Annotated in this window: 15 protein-coding genes and 1 riboswitch; of the genes, 11 read left to right on the top strand and 4 right to left on the bottom strand. The window is 35.2% G+C overall.

All coding sequences use genetic code 11. The features are described 5' to 3' along the window. Positions 1–9 precede the first annotated feature (9 nt). Positions 10–92: riboswitch (cyclic di-GMP riboswitch) on the top strand. A gap of 224 nt (positions 93–316) precedes the next feature. The 6 genes from NiCM35_RS22635 to NiCM35_RS22610 all read left to right on the top strand — a co-directional run bounded on the left by NiCM35_RS22635 (position 317) and on the right by NiCM35_RS22610 (position 8,419). Beyond that, entirely contained in the window at positions 317–742 is a 426-nt protein-coding gene (locus NiCM35_RS22635) for an ATP-binding protein (RefSeq protein WP_095333130.1), read from the top strand. Between the two features lie 154 nt (positions 743–896). Further along, the gene (locus tag NiCM35_RS22630) at positions 897–1,667 is read left to right on the top strand and encodes a GNAT family N-acetyltransferase (protein ID WP_235850345.1); all 771 of its coding nucleotides are present in this window, start codon (positions 897–899) and stop codon (positions 1,665–1,667) included. 65 nt (positions 1,668–1,732) lie between these two features. Continuing rightward, complete coding sequence (locus tag NiCM35_RS22625) at positions 1,733–2,752, top strand: asparaginase (RefSeq protein WP_433780796.1); 1,020 nt, start codon at positions 1,733–1,735, stop codon at positions 2,750–2,752. Positions 2,753–2,773: 21 nt separating this feature from the next. After that, the gene (locus NiCM35_RS22620) at positions 2,774–3,673 is read left to right on the top strand and encodes a CPBP family intramembrane glutamic endopeptidase (RefSeq protein WP_123259655.1); all 900 of its coding nucleotides are present in this window, start codon (positions 2,774–2,776) and stop codon (positions 3,671–3,673) included. A gap of 359 nt (positions 3,674–4,032) precedes the next feature. After that, positions 4,033–4,998, top strand: a complete 966-nt coding sequence (locus tag NiCM35_RS22615) for a S8 family peptidase (protein WP_123257372.1) — start codon at positions 4,033–4,035, stop codon at positions 4,996–4,998. 238 nt (positions 4,999–5,236) lie between these two features. Beyond that, positions 5,237–8,419, top strand: coding sequence for a DEAD/DEAH box helicase (locus NiCM35_RS22610; RefSeq protein ID WP_433780791.1), 3,183 nt, complete (start codon positions 5,237–5,239; stop codon positions 8,417–8,419). 48 nt (positions 8,420–8,467) lie between these two features. On the opposite strand, the gene NiCM35_RS22605 is transcribed toward NiCM35_RS22610, so the two are convergent. The 4 genes from NiCM35_RS22605 to NiCM35_RS22590 all read right to left on the bottom strand — a co-directional run bounded on the left by NiCM35_RS22605 (position 8,468) and on the right by NiCM35_RS22590 (position 11,560). Continuing rightward, on the bottom strand, positions 8,468–8,632 hold the full coding sequence (locus NiCM35_RS22605; RefSeq protein ID WP_047942897.1) for a type II toxin-antitoxin system antitoxin: 165 nt from the start codon (positions 8,630–8,632) through the stop codon (positions 8,468–8,470). 12 nt (positions 8,633–8,644) lie between these two features. Then, complete coding sequence (locus NiCM35_RS22600) at positions 8,645–9,487, bottom strand: SPFH domain-containing protein (RefSeq protein WP_123257374.1); 843 nt, start codon at positions 9,485–9,487, stop codon at positions 8,645–8,647. Positions 9,488–9,617: 130 nt separating this feature from the next. Continuing rightward, positions 9,618–10,493, bottom strand: a complete 876-nt coding sequence (dpsA, locus tag NiCM35_RS22595; RefSeq protein WP_433780790.1) for a dipicolinate synthase subunit DpsA — start codon at positions 10,491–10,493, stop codon at positions 9,618–9,620. 149 nt (positions 10,494–10,642) lie between these two features. Then, entirely contained in the window at positions 10,643–11,560 is a 918-nt protein-coding gene (locus NiCM35_RS22590; RefSeq protein ID WP_123257376.1) for a helix-turn-helix domain-containing protein, read from the bottom strand. 180 nt (positions 11,561–11,740) lie between these two features. On the opposite strand from NiCM35_RS22590, the gene NiCM35_RS22585 reads away from it, so the two are divergent. The 5 genes from NiCM35_RS22585 (at position 11,741) to NiCM35_RS22565 (ending at position 17,229) form a co-directional block, all read left to right on the top strand. After that, complete coding sequence (locus NiCM35_RS22585) at positions 11,741–12,457, top strand: ThuA domain-containing protein (RefSeq protein WP_095333114.1); 717 nt, start codon at positions 11,741–11,743, stop codon at positions 12,455–12,457. Between the two features lie 19 nt (positions 12,458–12,476). Beyond that, entirely contained in the window at positions 12,477–13,502 is a 1,026-nt protein-coding gene (locus NiCM35_RS22580; protein WP_123259652.1) for a Gfo/Idh/MocA family protein, read from the top strand. A 50-nt stretch (positions 13,503–13,552) separates the two neighbouring features. After that, the gene (locus NiCM35_RS22575; RefSeq protein ID WP_163188227.1) at positions 13,553–14,521 is read left to right on the top strand and encodes a sugar phosphate isomerase/epimerase family protein; all 969 of its coding nucleotides are present in this window, start codon (positions 13,553–13,555) and stop codon (positions 14,519–14,521) included. Between the two features lie 73 nt (positions 14,522–14,594). Beyond that, positions 14,595–15,647, top strand: coding sequence for a Gfo/Idh/MocA family protein (locus NiCM35_RS22570; RefSeq protein ID WP_371472840.1), 1,053 nt, complete (start codon positions 14,595–14,597; stop codon positions 15,645–15,647). Positions 15,648–16,248: 601 nt separating this feature from the next. After that, on the top strand, positions 16,249–17,229 hold the full coding sequence (locus NiCM35_RS22565; protein WP_123257378.1) for a metal ABC transporter substrate-binding protein: 981 nt from the start codon (positions 16,249–16,251) through the stop codon (positions 17,227–17,229). Positions 17,230–17,325 lie beyond the last annotated feature (96 nt).

Genomic DNA, 17,325 nt, shown 5'->3' with positions numbered 1-17,325 from the left:
TAAGAATAATGAAAGGTAGAAAGCTATGATTAATCAACTTATTTGGGCGCTTTGTTGATTATGAGCTACTAGCGCAACCGGCTAACCAAACTAACCTTGTTTTGTTAGCTTTTTTTTGTTCAATATAAATGTTTAAATAAATTTTAAAAAATGTATAGCTCCGACAGCGAGCAACCGGCAAATATAAGATTACCGCTTCTGTATAAGTTTAATATATCCATTCTATTCCATTGGTGTTTTATTTATTTCAGTGAAGCGATTTTAGTCTTTTGTCGATTTAATAAGGAGTTTGCTTTTTTAAATTGGGGGGCAACTTATGAGTGGGCTTATTACTTATCAAACAATAGTAATACATGATCATACGGAAAAAGAATGGAAAGAAAAGCTAAATAAAGAATTTAGAGATTTATTGGATAAAGATTTTTTGCTGAGCGTTGGAATAGGAGAAGCGGTTAATAATGCAATAGAACATGGAAATTATCCCGTTATATTAGAGTTACAGTATAATCAGAATATCTTGGATATGCGAATCAAGGATCACGGAAATGGGTTTGATGTGAAGAAGAAATTTCGTGATATCGAAAGGTATGGTACGGAAAAGCTTATGAGTGATATTGTGTTGGAGGAAAGAGGAAGAGGTATCTTAATGATGATGCAAATTTTCCAAAAAGTACAATATAATGAAATGGGAAATGAAGTATTTTTATGGAGAGAAACAAGGGAAGATGCGAAAGCCATTTAAATATGTTCTGTCGGAGATGTAGGACTGTTCTAAATATGGGCAGTCCTATTTTGTTTAGAATTGCTCAATGTCATTTTTTTCTATTAATCTACTGATTTATAGGATTGAATCGTTTATTATAGATATAATATGATAAGAAGTTTTTGGAAAGGGTATGATTAACATCATGGAAAAAGTAACCTATAAGAACATTCATAAAGAAGGAAAACGAGTAAAAGAGACTAGCGATTGGTTCCATGTTCATAATGAGGAAATGCTGCTTCAATATGACAGTAACTATATCCAATTTAAAAAGATGCCCACTATTCAGGAGTTCGAGTTAGTGGAAGATTATTTAAAAACATTTCATCAAAAAACTGGTCAGAAACATCTTAAATTTGTATTTCCAGAAAATGAGAAATTCACGAAGGATTTATTGGAGTACATTGTGCAAAATCTTCATTATGAAGTAGGGATGACAGAGCTTTATGCCATTGCTCCTTGCAATTTTCCGGTTTTATATCCTAGTGAGGACATTCTAATTCAGAAAGTAACAGAAGAGAATTTTGAGGATTATTTGCAATTAGAATATAATCAAGACTTAGAATATGGAGTAGATTATGCAAAAGGGAAAACAGAAATCTATCAGAAAAATTTCAAAAATCCGCTGTTTTTGCAAGTCATTGCTTATTATAAAGGGAAAGCAGCTGGTGCTTTAGAAGTAATTATTGCCGATAAAACGGTTGAAATTGACGGAATTTTTGTAATTGAAGAGTATCAGCGCAAAGGGATTGCTGCTCGCATGCAAAGAAAGATTATGGATTTATTTCCTAATAAGACAATTATTTTGCTGGCAGATGGAGAAGATACTCCGAGAGAGATGTATCAAAGACAGAACTATCAGCAACAAGGATTTCAGTATGAAGCGTTGAAAGAAAATTTCTAGACACGAAGCTCTACTAGTTAAGGGCATCATTAAAGGTAGAACTGGAAAAGGAGTAGATGAAAGTGATGAAGCCTATACAGGTCTACCGTGGACAATATCTTGAAAGCAGCCATTCTATTCATGTAGCTGTTGTAGACAAAGATGGTAGATTACTATATTTCTATGGGGATCCGGAGAGGATGACCTTTCCTAGATCCTCCTTGAAGCCCTTTCAAGCCATTCCACTTATAGAGACAGGAGCGGCAGATTCCTTTTCTTATGACAATGCGGAAATTGCAATTGCGTGTGCTTCTCATGCTGGGGAGTTATTTCATCAGGAGACAATCCTGCGCATATTAGAAAGATTGGGAATACAAGAGGATAACTTGCAATGTGGTACACATACCCCATGGAATTTAGAAAGCTATAAGGAACTGCTGCGAAAGGGCAAAGATGTCACCCCCGTGTTCAGTAATTGTTCTGGTAAGCATGCAGGTATGCTCGCTGCGGCGATTCATATGAAGGAGGATATTGCCACATATCGGGAGGTAGAGCATCCTCATCAACAGCGTATATTGGAAGCAATTGCAACAATATGTGATTTTCCGAAAGAAAAAATAAAGTTGAGTGTAGATGGCTGCGGGGTGCCAGTACATCAATTGCCTCTATATAATGCTGCACTTGGCTATGCTAGATTAGCAAACCCTGATTCTATTAAGTCGGTAAACCGAATAGATATAGTAAAACGAATTAGGGATAGTATGGTGGAGTTTCCAGAAATGGTTGGAGGAACAAATAGGTTTGATACAGACCTAATGAAAGCTTATAAAGGGCGAATTGTATCGAAAGCAGGTGCAGAGGCGGTCCAATGTATGGGACTTATCCAAGAAGGAATCGGAATTGCCATTAAGGTGGAAGATGGAGGAACACGTGCTGTAAATGTCGCTGCAATGGAAGTGTTAAATCAACTAGGATATAAAGAAGTGAACTTATTTACAAATTTAGATAGATATATACATGCACCAGTTCTGAATGCTAGAAAAGAAAAAATCGGTGAAATAAGAGCCAACTTCCATTTGGAAGAGGCACTTTCAACGGAAAAATAATTTATAAAAGGAGAAAATCGCTTGAAACATTATTTAAATGTAAAAGAAGGAAAAAATAACTGGCCGCGTTATTTAGCGTCTATTTTATTAGCTGTTGGTTTTATGATTGCTGGTTCTATCGTCTATTTTATTGTAGAACTCATACGAATAGAGCTGGATGGGAACGATGCTACTTATATTGATTTGGATACCGGCATGGTGATGGGCGGAAACGGCACAGTTAGTTTATTAATGACACATATTGTTTATATTTTTGCTTTAGTAGGCATATGGATTGGAGTAAGATTTATTCACAAACGAAAATTTCGATCATTAATTACGGGCGATGACAGAGTAAATTGGAAGAAAATAATCTGGGGATTTTTAATATTTGCAGGACTTTTCCTACTTACATCAGGCCTTGATTTCCTATTTAATGCTGATGATTATGCTTGGAATAACGTATCTTTCTCCCAATTTTTCTTTTTATTCCTAGTGGTTCTTCTGTTTGTACCCATTCAAACAACAGTAGAAGAACTTTTATTTAGAGGATTATTATTACAATGGGTTGGTAAAAAAATAAAAAATCCCATTTTATTAGCACTGATAGTTGGAGTAATTTTTGGATCATTGCACTTTTCCAATCCTGAAATGAATGATTCGGCCATTTTAGTAGGTTTAGATTATTTACTTGCTGGTTTTGCCTTGACATTTATTGCGGTGAAAACAGGAAGCTTAGAATTATCGATTGGTGCACATGCTGCAAATAATATGATGATTTTCTTGTTTTTTACATATGATGACTCTGTGGCAGGAAATATTCCAAGTCTATTTCAAATCCTTGAAACAAGTCCACAATACTCAATAATTTGGTCATTGCTAATATTCACGGCCTTTTATTTATTAAGTATTAAAAAATATGGTAGGAAGTCTATAAGCTAGTCTATCTAGTAGTTTAGGAATGAGGAAAATTCTACAATAGAAGAAGGATATAAAAGACTAGTGTATAAAGGATTTCAGTTGCTATGAAACCGAACAGTAATACGACGATGCCGATAAAATCGTATAATTGTTTGGTTTTTTGAATTGCATTAGAAAAAGATGGGATAAAGCACAGGCAATCCCTCTTATAGAAAAATTAGAAATTATCCACCACATTTAAAAAAATATAAATAATTTAATAGAACTAGTTAAATAGAACATATGTTTCTAAATTGAGTCTTAAGCCTCTTACTTTAATAATTCAGAATTGTTAAAATTGTTTTAGAGATATCCATTCTATTATATTAGGAGGCTGTTTAATGAAAAAAGAATGCAGAGTAATTCCTTATCAAGTGAAAGAAGTAATGGACGTTTCTGCAGAAATTCCAAAAGGAATTGAGCTAATTCAGGCACCTGAGTTATGGAAAAAAACAAAGGGAAAAGGGATTACAGTTGCCATATTAGATACTGGCTGTGATATCAATCATCCAGATTTACAAGAGCGAATCATTGGTGGAAAAAACTTTACCGATGATGATAACGGCGATCCAGCTATATATATGGATTATAACGGTCATGGAACACATGTAGCTGGAACAATTGGAGCTTCAGGGAAAGAAGATGGATTAACAGGAGTAGCACCGGAAATTTCACTTTTAATTGTAAAAGTATTAAATGGGCAAGGTTCAGGGCAGTATGAATGGATTATAAATGGAATTTATTATGCAATTGAACAGGGAGCAGATATTATCTCTATGAGTCTTGGCGGGCCAGAAGATGTGGAAGAATTGCATGAGGCTGTGAAAAAGGCAGTTGAAGCGCAAATTTTAGTCGTTTGTGCAGCTGGAAATGAAGGGGATGGCTTAGATTCGACAGAAGAATTAGGTTATCCAGCCGCTTATAATGAAGTAATAAGCGTAGGTGCAGTCGATTTACAGAGAAATAGCTCTCGTTTTTCTAATTCTAATCGAGAAGTTGATTTAGTAGCACCTGGTGAGGAAATTTTGTCTACTTTTTTAGATGGAAAATATGCTAAATTAACTGGAACTTCTATGGCAGCCCCTCATGTAAGTGGAGCTTTAGCATTAATTAAAATAATTAGTAATGAAGCTTTTGAAAGAAATTTAACAGAGCCAGAATTGTATGCACAATTAATTAAGAGAACGATTCCATTAGGAAATAAACCGAGTTTAGAAGGGAATGGGATTCTCTATTTAACAGCTCCGGAAGCTTTGATGGAAAAACTTCAATCCACGGTTCAATTACTTGTGGCTAATAGTTTATAAGAAGAATATCCTTATTAATAAAAAAGTGGACAAACTCCTAAAAGGGTGGTTTGTCCACTTTTCTTATAAAAGAGAAGATGTGAGAGGGCTTATGATATAGGGAATAATCAAATTCCATTACTGAGAGGGTGCTACATAATTTTACCGTAACAAGACAATAGAAATGTTTTAAAAAAAGTAGTAAAGTGAAAGAGGATATTTGTGCGTAACTGGATTTTGATAGAAGGAGAATAAATTGTTGAATACTGTCATTACACGAAAAATGATTTTAGAAATGTGTGGTCCTGTATCTTTAAAAAGAGGGGAAGCATTCTCAAAAAATCATAAGGTGATTTTTAAAGAATATAGAGATAATTATTGTGAAGCTTTCGTTCAAGCATCTGAAGATTTTGCGGTAATGGTTGCAATCGACGGGGAAGAAATAAAAGCAACATGTTCTTGTCCGAAACTAGCTTCTTTTCAAAAAGAATGTCAGCATATTGCAGCTGTATTAGTGGAAATAAAGAAATTTCAAATGAACGGAAAAGCTCCTTCCACTACCGATGAAAAAAACATGGATGTATCGGGAGATTTTTTTGCATTATTTAATCAGAGTGAATCTCTATCAACAAAAAAGCAGCGCCATTTTGAAAAGCGAGAAGTGATTCCAGTTGAATTTATGCTAAAAGTCATTCCAATTGACTCGGAAACCAATCTGTTTGGAATAGAAATTCAGCTATTATCCCATCCAATAAAAGATATTCGCTTGTTTTTAAAAAGAATAAAGAGTGGAAAAGCTTATTCATTTAGTTCGGAATTAGAATTTAATCCAAAGCTTCATTGTGTAAAGGAAGAAAGTGAAGCAATCCTACAAGAGTTAGGAAAAGTAATAGAAGATGAAAGGATATTTTTGAATCATCACCAGGGAGTGAGTAATATATGGGGAGACAGTATTTTGTTAATTCCCCCTTCCTCTTGGATTCCTCTTCGTTCTCATTGGAAGGAATTAGGGTATTATGATCCGAATAAAGGGACAATGGTGCCCTTAAATGTTTCAAATGAAGTCCTGCCTTTAAGATTTCATTTATACCAGCGTGAAATTGGAAGCTATCAATTAAATGTACATGGAATGGAATCCATACAGTTCCTGCATCAATATTATGCTGTCCTGATAGAGGGAAATGTGCGGCAATTGGAAGCAGAAGACTTTAAAAGACTTATTGAGATAAAGAAAATGATGGAAAAAGTTGGCGAGAGTTTTATCCCGATTGCACTCAATCAATTGGATTTCTTTTTAGAAAAGGTTGCCCCAAGCTTAAAAAAACTTGGGGAGGTTCAATTAGAGAGAGAGCTTTCCAAAAAAATCGGGAAGACTCCACTCCAAGCTGAACTCTATTTAGATAGAGTAAACAATCGATTGCTGGCAAGCTTAGAATTTCGTTATGATCATATTGTCATCAATCCAGTTCAAGAACGGGACAAAGAAGTAGAAGCAGTGCTACTTCGAGACTGGAAGAAAGAAGAACAAATTAAAGAGTTAATGGATAGCAGTTCATTTGCAAAAACAGATAGTGGTTATATGCTTTATAATGAGGAATTGGAGTTTGACTTTTTATATTATGTGTTACCGAAGCTGCAGAAGCTTGTTAAAGTTTATGCAACAACAGCTATTAGAAATCGAATTTTCAAGAAAAAAACATGGCCAAGATTTTCGGTGAAATTAAAAAAGGACCGCATTAACTGGCTTGAATTTAAATTTGAGATGGAAGGTTTTCCAGAGCGTGAAATCAAAGGCTTGTTAGCTGCTTTGGAAGAAAAGCGGAAATATTATCGTTTGCAAGATGGTTCTCTATTTGCTTTGCAAACAAGGGAGATGGAGGAAGTACAAAGGTATCTTCAATCTCCACAAATAAAAGACAAGGACTTTATAAGTGGGTTTGAGCTGACACTTTTAGAAAGCTTATCTTTTATAGAAGAAGATCGAAAAATCTTTGCTTTAGATGAATCGTATCAGCAGCTGATTGATTCCTTCTTGCATCCAGAAAAGCTAAATATTAAAGTCCCTGCGGATTTAAACAATGTCTTGAAAACGTATCAAAAAGATGGCTATAAATGGCTGAAAACATTAGCGCAATATCAATTTGGCGGGATTTTAGCGGATGATATGGGTTTAGGAAAAACACTGCAAAGTATTGCCTTTATTCAATCTGAATTGCCTGTGATAAGAAAAGCGAAACAACCGGTGTTAGTTGTATGTCCTTCCTCTTTATTATACAACTGGCAAAGAGAAATCATGAAATTTGCTCCGGCAATACAGTGCCTTATACTTGATGGAGTTAAAAAGGAAAGAGCTGCTCTGCAAAAAGATTTAGAAAACATCGATGTAATCATAACGTCATATCCATTAGTTAGACAGGATATTTCATGGTATGAACAGCAAGTTTTCCATACAGTGCTTTTTGATGAGGCCCAATATTTTAAAAACCCATTATCACAAACGGCAAAAGCAGTGAAGAAACTAAAAGCGGTTAATCGCTTTGCTTTAACTGGCACTCCGCTTGAGAATTCGATTGAAGAACTTTGGTCAATTTTCCATATTGTCTTCCCAGAATTATTCAAAGGTTTGAAGGAATTTGCAAATTTAACCAATAAACAAATTGCGAAAAAAATAAGACCATTTATGCTGCGCCGCTTAAAAGAGGATGTATTAGCCGAACTTCCTGAGAAAAGGGAATGGAGCGAAATAGTGGAATTATTACCAGAACAGAAAAGATTGTATGCAGCCTATCTCGCGAAATTAAGACATGATGCCTTAAAGCATTTAAATAAAGAAACCCTTCGAAAAAATAAGATTAGAATTCTTGCTGGATTAACGAGACTGCGGCAAATATGCTGTCATCCAGCCCTATTTGTTGACAATTATCATGGAAAGTCTGCTAAACTAGATCATCTAATGGAACTAATCGAGGAAGCACAGCGATCTAATCGCAGGGTGCTGATTTTTTCTCAATTTACAAGTATGCTTGAAATAATTGGTCAAGAATTAGCAAAAAAGGGATTGGCCTATTTTTATTTAGATGGGAGCACTCCTTCAGATGAGAGAGTGGAATTATGTCATCGCTACAATTTAGGAGAGCGAGATTATTTTTTAATAAGCTTAAAAGCAGGGGGAACAGGTCTTAATTTAATGACTGCAGATACTGTTATTTTGTATGATACGTGGTGGAATCCAGCGGTCGAAGAACAGGCGGCGGATCGTGCTCACCGCATAGGACAGGAGAATGTAGTGGATGTAATTAAGCTCTTCTCTAAAGGCACAATTGAAGAGAAGATATATGAATTGCAAGAAAAGAAAAAGAATTTAGTAGACGAAATTATCGATTCAGATGATAAAGTAATTTCTTCTCTAACAGAAGAGGACTTAAGAGAATTGTTAAGTTAATCCATTAAAAAAGGAGGCCATTATTTGGGCCTCTTTTTTTAATGTAAATCAATTTTCTTTTTGTTTTGGATACCGCTTGGCTTTTTTGGCAGCTTCACGAAGTAAATACTCAATATGACTATTTATACTGCGGAAATCATCCGCAGCCCATTTTTGCAGGACTTCGTATAGCTCTGGATCAATGCGTAATGGAAAGCTTTTTTTCTTCGTCATTTATACCACTCATTAATATAAAGTACCTGTATTAATTACAGGAGTCGTAGGATTTTCAGAAACAATCGCTACTAGTAAATTATTTACTAATTGTACCTTTCTTTCATCATCTAATTCAATGATTTTATCCTGTTCCAGTTGATTAATGGCCATTTGTGCCATTCCAACTGCTCCTTCGACAATTTTCTGACGAGCAGAAATGATAGCGGAGGCTTGCTGACGCTGTAACATCGCTTGGGCAATTTCAGTAGAATAAGCTAAATGAGTTAATCTGGCTTCAATTACTTCGACTCCTGCGAGATCTAGACGAGCTTGTAATTCGGCCGTTAGTTCATTGGAGACTTCCTCTGCATTTCCCCTTAAGGTTAGTTCTACATTTTCAAATGTATCATATGGATATTTTGTTGCAACATGGCGGATAGCTGTTTCACTTTGTATTTCAACAAATTCTTCGTAATTATCTACATCAAAAATGGCTTTTGCAGAATCAATGACTTTAAAAACAATAACGGCAGCAATTTCAATTGGATTTCCATCAACATCATTTACTTTCAAACGTTTACTATTGAAATTACGCACGCGTAAGGAAATAGTTTTTCGTAAAGTAAGAGGGGTGGTTAAAAATAATCCGCTGCTGCGAATCGTACCAAGGTATTTTCCGAAAAAGGTTACAACAACAGCCTGATTAGGTTGAATAATTGTTATCCCGCTGCCTAGAAGAACAGCTATAAGGAAGAAGGGAATGGCAGCTCCTGGAATTTCCTGTACAAGAAAATAAACTCCAAGAAAAAGGGATATGGCAATAAGTAAAACCCCAATAAACCCATTAAAATGAAATGCATTTTTTTCTTTCAACTGAATCACTCCTATAATTTCAATTTGATATAATTATGATATCACTTCTGTATAAAATTGTAAATCGATTAATGCCAAGATCTTCATAAAAAAAGGAGATAGCTATTAACTATCCCCTGAAAGTTGTACTTTAACTTATTTCTAACAATTCCATTAGTGTTTTGCCAATTATTGTACCAGCCGTTTTTGGTGCAACCTTTGCCGGTAAACCAAGTGCCCAAAGTGTTTCCATATTGTGTTCCTTGGCAGCTGCAAAATCGATCCCCCCAGGTTTGCTGGCTAAATCAATAATTAAAGCAGTGCTCGATAATTTCTTTATGAGACTAGAAGTTAGAAGCAGTGCTGGAACAGTATTAATAATAATCTGCTGAAGAGGGATTTCTGATTCTAGTGAAGGTTCAAAAATTGCAACTAACCCCATTTCTATCACTCTTGCTTCATCCTCTTTTTTTCGAACTAGAACAGTTACTTTTGCACCGACAGCAGAAAATAGACGAGCGACAGTTTTACCGACTCTGCCAAAACCGAGTACGAGCACTTGAGAATTATGTATTGTAATATCCGTATGCTTGATGGCGAGCATTAGTGCTCCCTCTGCAGTTGGGATGGAATTATGGATGGCCACATCATTTCTTGCAAAAAGAGCAACCAAGTTTCGATGTGTTTCTGTAGCCAATTGTTTTAAATAAGGAGTGATAATGCCGGAATACATAGTACAATTAGTTTTTGTTTTATTAATCATCTCTTTTGTTAAAAAAATCGCCTCTTTAGAAAATAGTGATTCAGCGATACCATCTTCTTGAATGCCCGGAATGGGCAGTAGAATACTATCCACTTCATGAAGCGGAGCTGTTTGCCAATTTACTTTCCTTACATTTTTATAAGAAACAGAGGCATCTTTAAAACCAATTAAATAAATTTTGTTTAGCTTTGGTGCAAGAAGGCGGATTACTTCGAGCTGTCTAGAGTCACCACCGATGATTAATAATACATGATTTTCGTTCAATTTTTTGCACCCTTTCCTTTGTAAATAGTACACCTCCATATAGTAAATATATGGAGGTGTATAATGGTTCAGAATAATTTTTATTGATAGCTAATAGAAAAAAGTGGTGTACTAGGTGGTATGTTTTATTCATTACTCCTAATGTTATGTTATAAGACGCTTGCATTTAACATCCTATTTTTAAATGCTTTAGGCGAGCATTGATTTTCTCTTTTAAAGAGTTTGTAGAATTGCGCCATATTTGTTATGCCGACTTCATAGCTTATTTCTAATATACTTTTGTCGGTTGTTAAAAGTAATAATTCAGCTTTTTTTATTCGCTTTATATTTATATAATCGACAAACGACAATCCCATTACTTTTTTAAAGTACTTGATAAAATAATGATAGCTAAAATTCAGTAGCTTACTGACATCTTCGACAAGTATTCTTTCTTCTAAATGGCTGTCAATATAATCTAAAACGGGTTTAAGTTTGGCAAGGTCTTGTTCTTCTGAATATTGGAGCATATTTTTAGTATCGTTTCTTACACATAAAAGAAGAAGTCGTTTGATGGAATAATTGATAGCAATCTCATAGCCCTTTTCTTTCGTTTGACTTTCTCTATGAATCTCATTTATTAAGGAATGTACTTCTTGTTTTATTTCCTTATTATCTTCAAATATGTAATTTATCTTATCTAATGGATGTGTTAATTCTGAAAAACAATAGAAATAAGGAAGGATACTTTGATCAAAGTGTTTATGTAGATCGATTTGTAAGACAATATAACGCAATTTGCCTTTCTTCACTTTACTTGTTCTGTGTGGTTGTGACGCTCCCATAATAAGAACATCTCCTGAAGTAATCGATAGATACCTCTCTTTTGTTTGTACCGCCAAATCTCCATCAATCATGGCAAGTAATTCTACTTCTTTATGGTAGTGCCAAGGGTAATCATCAACTGGAGTCATTACATGTTCCCTCTCATCATTTATCTCCCACACTTTTAAAGACAATAGAGGGTTTTGATAAATTACTTTTTCATTTACTGGCTGCTTAAAGGTGTGCTTTGTCTCCATTTCCATTTTATGTTCCCCTCCTATTCGACGAGACTATATGGTAAGGTGCTCTTTTCTATTTTAGCAAAAAGCAAGCAAGCAAATGACATAATTGCATAAAAAAATGACAAGATTAAGCATTTTTTTATACGCTTACATTTCATATAATGGAGCCATCATACTGTAAGGGAGAAGGAGTGTTACATAATGATCACAATTTGGAATGAAAATCGACATGAAAAGAAAAATCCGACCGTAGCAGAAATATATCCAAATGGCATTCATGGTGCGATTGCAGCGTTTTTGGAGAAAGAAGGTTATGAAACACATACTGCAACATTAGATGAACCAGACCATGGATTAACGGAGGAAGTTTTGAATAATACAGACGTATTAGTATGGTGGGGGCATTTAGCACATCACGAGGTAGAAGATGAAATTGTGTTAAAAGTAAAACAGCGTGTTTTAGATGGTATGGGATTAATTGTTTTACATTCTGGTCATTTTTCCAAAATATTTAAAACATTAATGGGTACAACCTGTAATTTAAAATGGCGAGAAGCAGATGATCGCGAACGTTTATGGGTAGTAGCACCTAATCATCCGATTGTGGAAGGAATTAATGAATATATTGAATTAGAAAAGGAAGAAATGTATGGCGAACATTTCGATATACCTGCACCAGATGAATTGATCTTCACAAGCTGGTTTGAAGGTGGAGAAGTATTCCGGAGTGGCTGCACATATGCAAGAGGAAATGGGAAGGTGTTTTATTTTAGACCAGGGCATGAGACATACCCAACCTATCATCATCAAGAAATTCAGCAAGTTATTATTAATGCAGTCAAATGGGCTGCACCAGTGAAAAGAGAAAAGCCTGTTTATGGCAACGCTCAGCCTTTAGAGACAATTTCAGATAAATAATATAGAGGGGGAAAATATAATGGCTTCATTAAAAGTAGGCGTAATTGGATGTGGAAGTATCGCACAACATCGTCATATTCCTGAATATCTATTGAATAAACAAGTGGAATTGGTTGCTGTCTGTGACATCAATGAGGAAAGAGCAACTGAAATTGCGGAAAAATATCAAGCGCAAGCATTTACCGATTATAAAGAATTATTAAAAATGGATGGGATAGATGCGGTTAGTGTGTGTACGCCAAACTATCTTCATGCCCCTATTTCTATTGATGCTTTGAATGCTGGCAAACATGTTCTTTGTGAAAAACCAATGGCAACATCAAAAGAAGAGGCTGAGCAAATGATAAAAGCTGCTAAAAAGAGTGGGAAAAAATTGATGATTGGACATAACCAACGTTTTGTTGCATCCCATCAAAAAGCCCATCAATTAATTAAAAGCGGAGAAATTGGTAAGGTGTACAGTTTCCGCACAACATTTGGTCATGGTGGTCCAGAAGGCTGGAGTGTTGATGGTAAAGAGAGCTGGTTCTTTAAAAAAGAAGAAGCATTTATTGGTGCTATGGGAGATTTAGGTGTTCATAAAGCAGATTTATTAAGATTTGTATTAGGAGAGGAATTTACAGAGGTAGGAGCATTTGTAGAAACGAATGCAAAAGACTTCTCTACTGTAGATGATAATGCTGTTTGTATATTAAAAACAGATAGCGGCATAATTGGAACGTTGACTGCAAGCTGGGCTTATCGTGGAAAAGAAGATAATTCAACTGTTATTTATGCAGAAAAAGCCGTCATTCGTTTAGAAGATGATCCAAACTATTCGTTAATTATCCAATATACCAATGGGGAAAAAGTAAATTATGAATTAGGCAGAATTCAATCAAATAGTGATGGTGGACAAAATAAGACTGGTGTTATAGATCATTTTGTGGAAAGTGTTTTAGAAGATAAAGAGCCACTTATTAGTGGAGAAGAAGGAAAAAAATCTTTGGCGATCATTCTCGCAGCCTTGGAATCACAAGCAACGAAGACTATTACCAAAATATAGTGCATATAGAAAGAATACAGGAAAATTGGAAGGAATGGGGAGGAGTTCACATGAAATTAGGCGTGTTTACCGTATTATTTGCAGACAAATCATTTGAAGAAATGCTTGATGCAGTAAAAGAAGCTGGCATTCAAGCAGTTGAAATAGGTACTGGCGGTTATCCTGGAAACAAACATTGTAATGTAGATGAATTATTAGAATCAGAAGAAAAGAGAAAAGAATATCTAGAAAAGGTGACAGAACGTGATTTAATCATAAGTGCATTCAGTTGTCACGGAAATCCAATCTCACCTGAAGAAGCATTTGCAAAGGAATCGCATGAAACACTGCTTAAAACAATCAAACTAGCATCTTTGATGAATGTTCCGGTTGTAAACTGCTTTTCAGGAACGGCTGGGGATCATGATGGTGCGAAATATCCTAACTGGCCAGTTACGCCATGGCCAAATGAATATTCTGATGTGAAAAAATGGCAATGGCAAGAAAAGTTAATCCCTTATTGGAAAGAAGTAGGGCATATTGCAAAAGAAAGTGGTGTGAAGATTGGTTTAGAGCTCCATGGTGGATTCCTAGTGCATACTCCATACACCTTATTAAAATTACGAGAGGAAACTTGTGATGCGATTGGTGCAAACTTGGATCCAAGTCACTTATGGTGGCAAGGTATTAATCCAGTTGCGGCGATTAAAATTTTGGCAAAGGAAAAAGCTATTCATCACTTTCATGCAAAAGATACGTATATTGACCAGGATAATGTTAACATGTATGGCTTAACAGATATGCAGCCATACGGTGAAGTTCAGACAAGGGCTTGGACATTTCGTTCCGTTGGATGTGGACATAGTGTTAGTGAATGGTCAGATATGATGAGTGCTTTAAGAACATATGGGTACGATTATGTTGTCAGCATTGAACATGAAGATCCAATTATGTCGATTAGGGAAGGATTAACAAGAGCGGTTACTAATTTGAAATCTGTTTTAATTGAAGATGCTCCTTCTCAAATGTGGTGGGTTTAGATTTATTAAGTATATTTAGAAAATACTTGAACAAATAGACATTCGTTAAATAGTGGAAACGGGGGAGAGAAACATGTCCAAATTAAAGGTAGCGATTATTGGTTGTGGTAATATTTTTCCTATGCATGCTCAATCAATTGTCTCAAGAGAGGATGCAGAGTTAGTAGCAGTTTGTGATGTAAAGCCTGAACGAGCAGAAGAAAAAGCCAAAATTTATGGCTGTGCCGCTTATACAGACTATAAGGAAATGTTTGAACAGGAAAGCTTAGATGTGTTGCATATTTGTCTGCCACATCATTTGCATGCACCAGTGACAATTGAAGCTGCGAAAAAACAGATTCATATATTAACAGAAAAACCAATGTCTATTCATTATGATGATGCTGTTGAAATGGTGGAAACAGCGAAGGAGAATAAGGTTACCCTTGGTGTCATTTTTCAAAATCGTTATAATCCTGGCTCCCAGCTCATAAAGAAAATGTTGGATAATGGAGAACTTGGCAAGATCAAATCAGGAAAACTATCTGTTACATGGGACCGTTCTGATGAGTATTATCAAAAAAGTGATTGGAAAGGGACATGGGAGAAAGAAGGCGGCGGAGTTATAATTGATCAAGCAATTCATACAATGGATTTGATGAGATGGTTTGTGAATGCCGACATTAACTATGTAGATGCATCAATAAGCAATCGTGCACATGAAATTATTGAGGTGGAAGATGCAGCTGAAGGAGTTATAGCATATAAGAATGGCATTGTTACTGCTTTTCATGCTATAAATTATTATACGTACGACGCGCCAGTTGAAATTGAGCTGCATTGTGAAAAGGGAATTGCCAAAATGGTTGCTGATCGGGCAACTGTACGATTAATGGATGGAAGAGAATTTATCGCAGATAATAATCCTCAAGAAACTTTTCATTATGAAAATGGAGTCAAAGGGTATTGGGGAGTTAGTCATGTAAAGCAAATCAATAATTTTTACGATTCGTTGGCAACAGGAATTCCTTTAGATGTCACGGGGGAAGAAGCATTAAAAACACAAAAAATGATTTGTGCCGTATATCAATCAGGAAAGAAAAAAGAACGTGTTTACTTTAAATCGACGGTAGAATCCATACAATAGCAGCATTTTGAAAAAGGCTATATGGCTTCCAGCTTTCTGGGGAGGATATAGCCTTTTGCTTTTAAAGTCAATTTACATGCTTTTAAACATTTGTTATAAAAAACACTTTACAAATCGTAATGGTTACGGTTAATATAATAAAGTCGATAGAACAATCTTTTATATGCTCCATCTAATTTTATAAATCGTAACAGTTTCGATCTGATTGTTTTAAAGTTTATATGGTTAAATAAAATTACATTTGCACGAACAGATGATAGGAGTTAAATTGAGGATAAAAAACTGTCGAGAGATTAAGTGACTTTCTAGTTCTTCCGGAGGATAGTGTAAGGCAAACTGAGAATAGAAGTTTTTGAACAATTGCTATATCCATTGTTTTCATACATAATTTTAACTTTGATCTTACAGCACTTCTTATATCTTGGGTATGAATAAATAAAGGTTTGGTCATTATGTGAGTAAAAAAACACTGGTTTGTACAGAAACAGAGATCGCAATTAAAATTAAGGAGAACAGAATAATCCAAATCGAATGGAGTTTATATTGTTTAATATTATAGAGAAATGCATAAAGAAAGTAAATAAAAGGCAGGGGGATAAAAATGGGAAAAAAATTTAAATTAGTAACGATTATGTTACTTGCAATATTGGTGATAGCTGCATGTGGCAAAGGAGAAAATAATGATTCGAACGGGGCAAATAAAGAGAAACTAAAGATCATGACTACCTTTTATCCTATGTATGAGTTTACAAAAAATATAGCTGGTGACAAGGCAGATGTAACATTACTTATTCCTTCGAATCAAGAACCACATGGATGGGAGCCAACACCAAAAGATATCGCCAATGTGCAAACTTCAGATTTATTTGTTTTTAATAGTATATATATGGAAAATTTTGTAGATACAATTAAATCTGCTGTTGATAATAAAGAAACAGTATTTGTTGAAGCAAGCAAAGGTATTACCTTAAAAGAGGGATTAACAGATGAGCATGATCATGAAGGGGAAGAAGCTGACCATGACCATGAAAGTGAAGAGGCGGAAGATGGGCATAGTCATGAGAAAGATCCTCATGTTTGGTTAAGTCCAGCGTTAGCGATTAAAGAAGTAGAAACAATTACGGAGAGCATAATCAAAGTAGATCCTGATAATAAAGAAACATATCAAAAAAATAGTGAAAAATATATTGCAAAATTAACTGCACTTGATCAAAGATATAGTGATGATCTTAGCAAAGTAGCGAAAAAAGAAATGATTACACAACATGCTGCATTTGGATATTTAGCAAGTGAATATGGATTAACTCAAGTACCAATCTCTGGGATATCACCAGACCAAGAACCGAATGCACAAAGATTAGCGGAATTAAAAGATTTTGCAAAAGAACATGATATTAGCGTTATTTATTTTGAAGAAACGGCTTCGCAAAAAGTTGCAGATACGCTTGCCACTGAAATTGGGGCAAGAACAGAAGTACTAAGCACTTTAGAAGCACTAAGCAAGAAAGATGAAGAAAGTGGAATGGATTATATTAAGGTAATGGAACGTAACTTAGAAAAAATTGTCCAGGCACAACAATAATTGACTCTTCTCTTATAGCCTCTCTTGGAGTTTTTTAAATTCCAATTGAGGCTTTTTGTATGGGAGAAATCGATGGTTGCCTTGCGAAAGAACCAC

The organism is Niallia sp. M35, from assembly GCF_050971705.1.
In the GTDB taxonomy this organism is placed as follows: domain Bacteria; phylum Bacillota; class Bacilli; order Bacillales; family Cytobacillaceae; genus Niallia; species Niallia circulans_A.
Note: the sequence above shows the minus strand (reverse complement) of the source record. Positions and strands in the feature narration are given on the sequence as shown.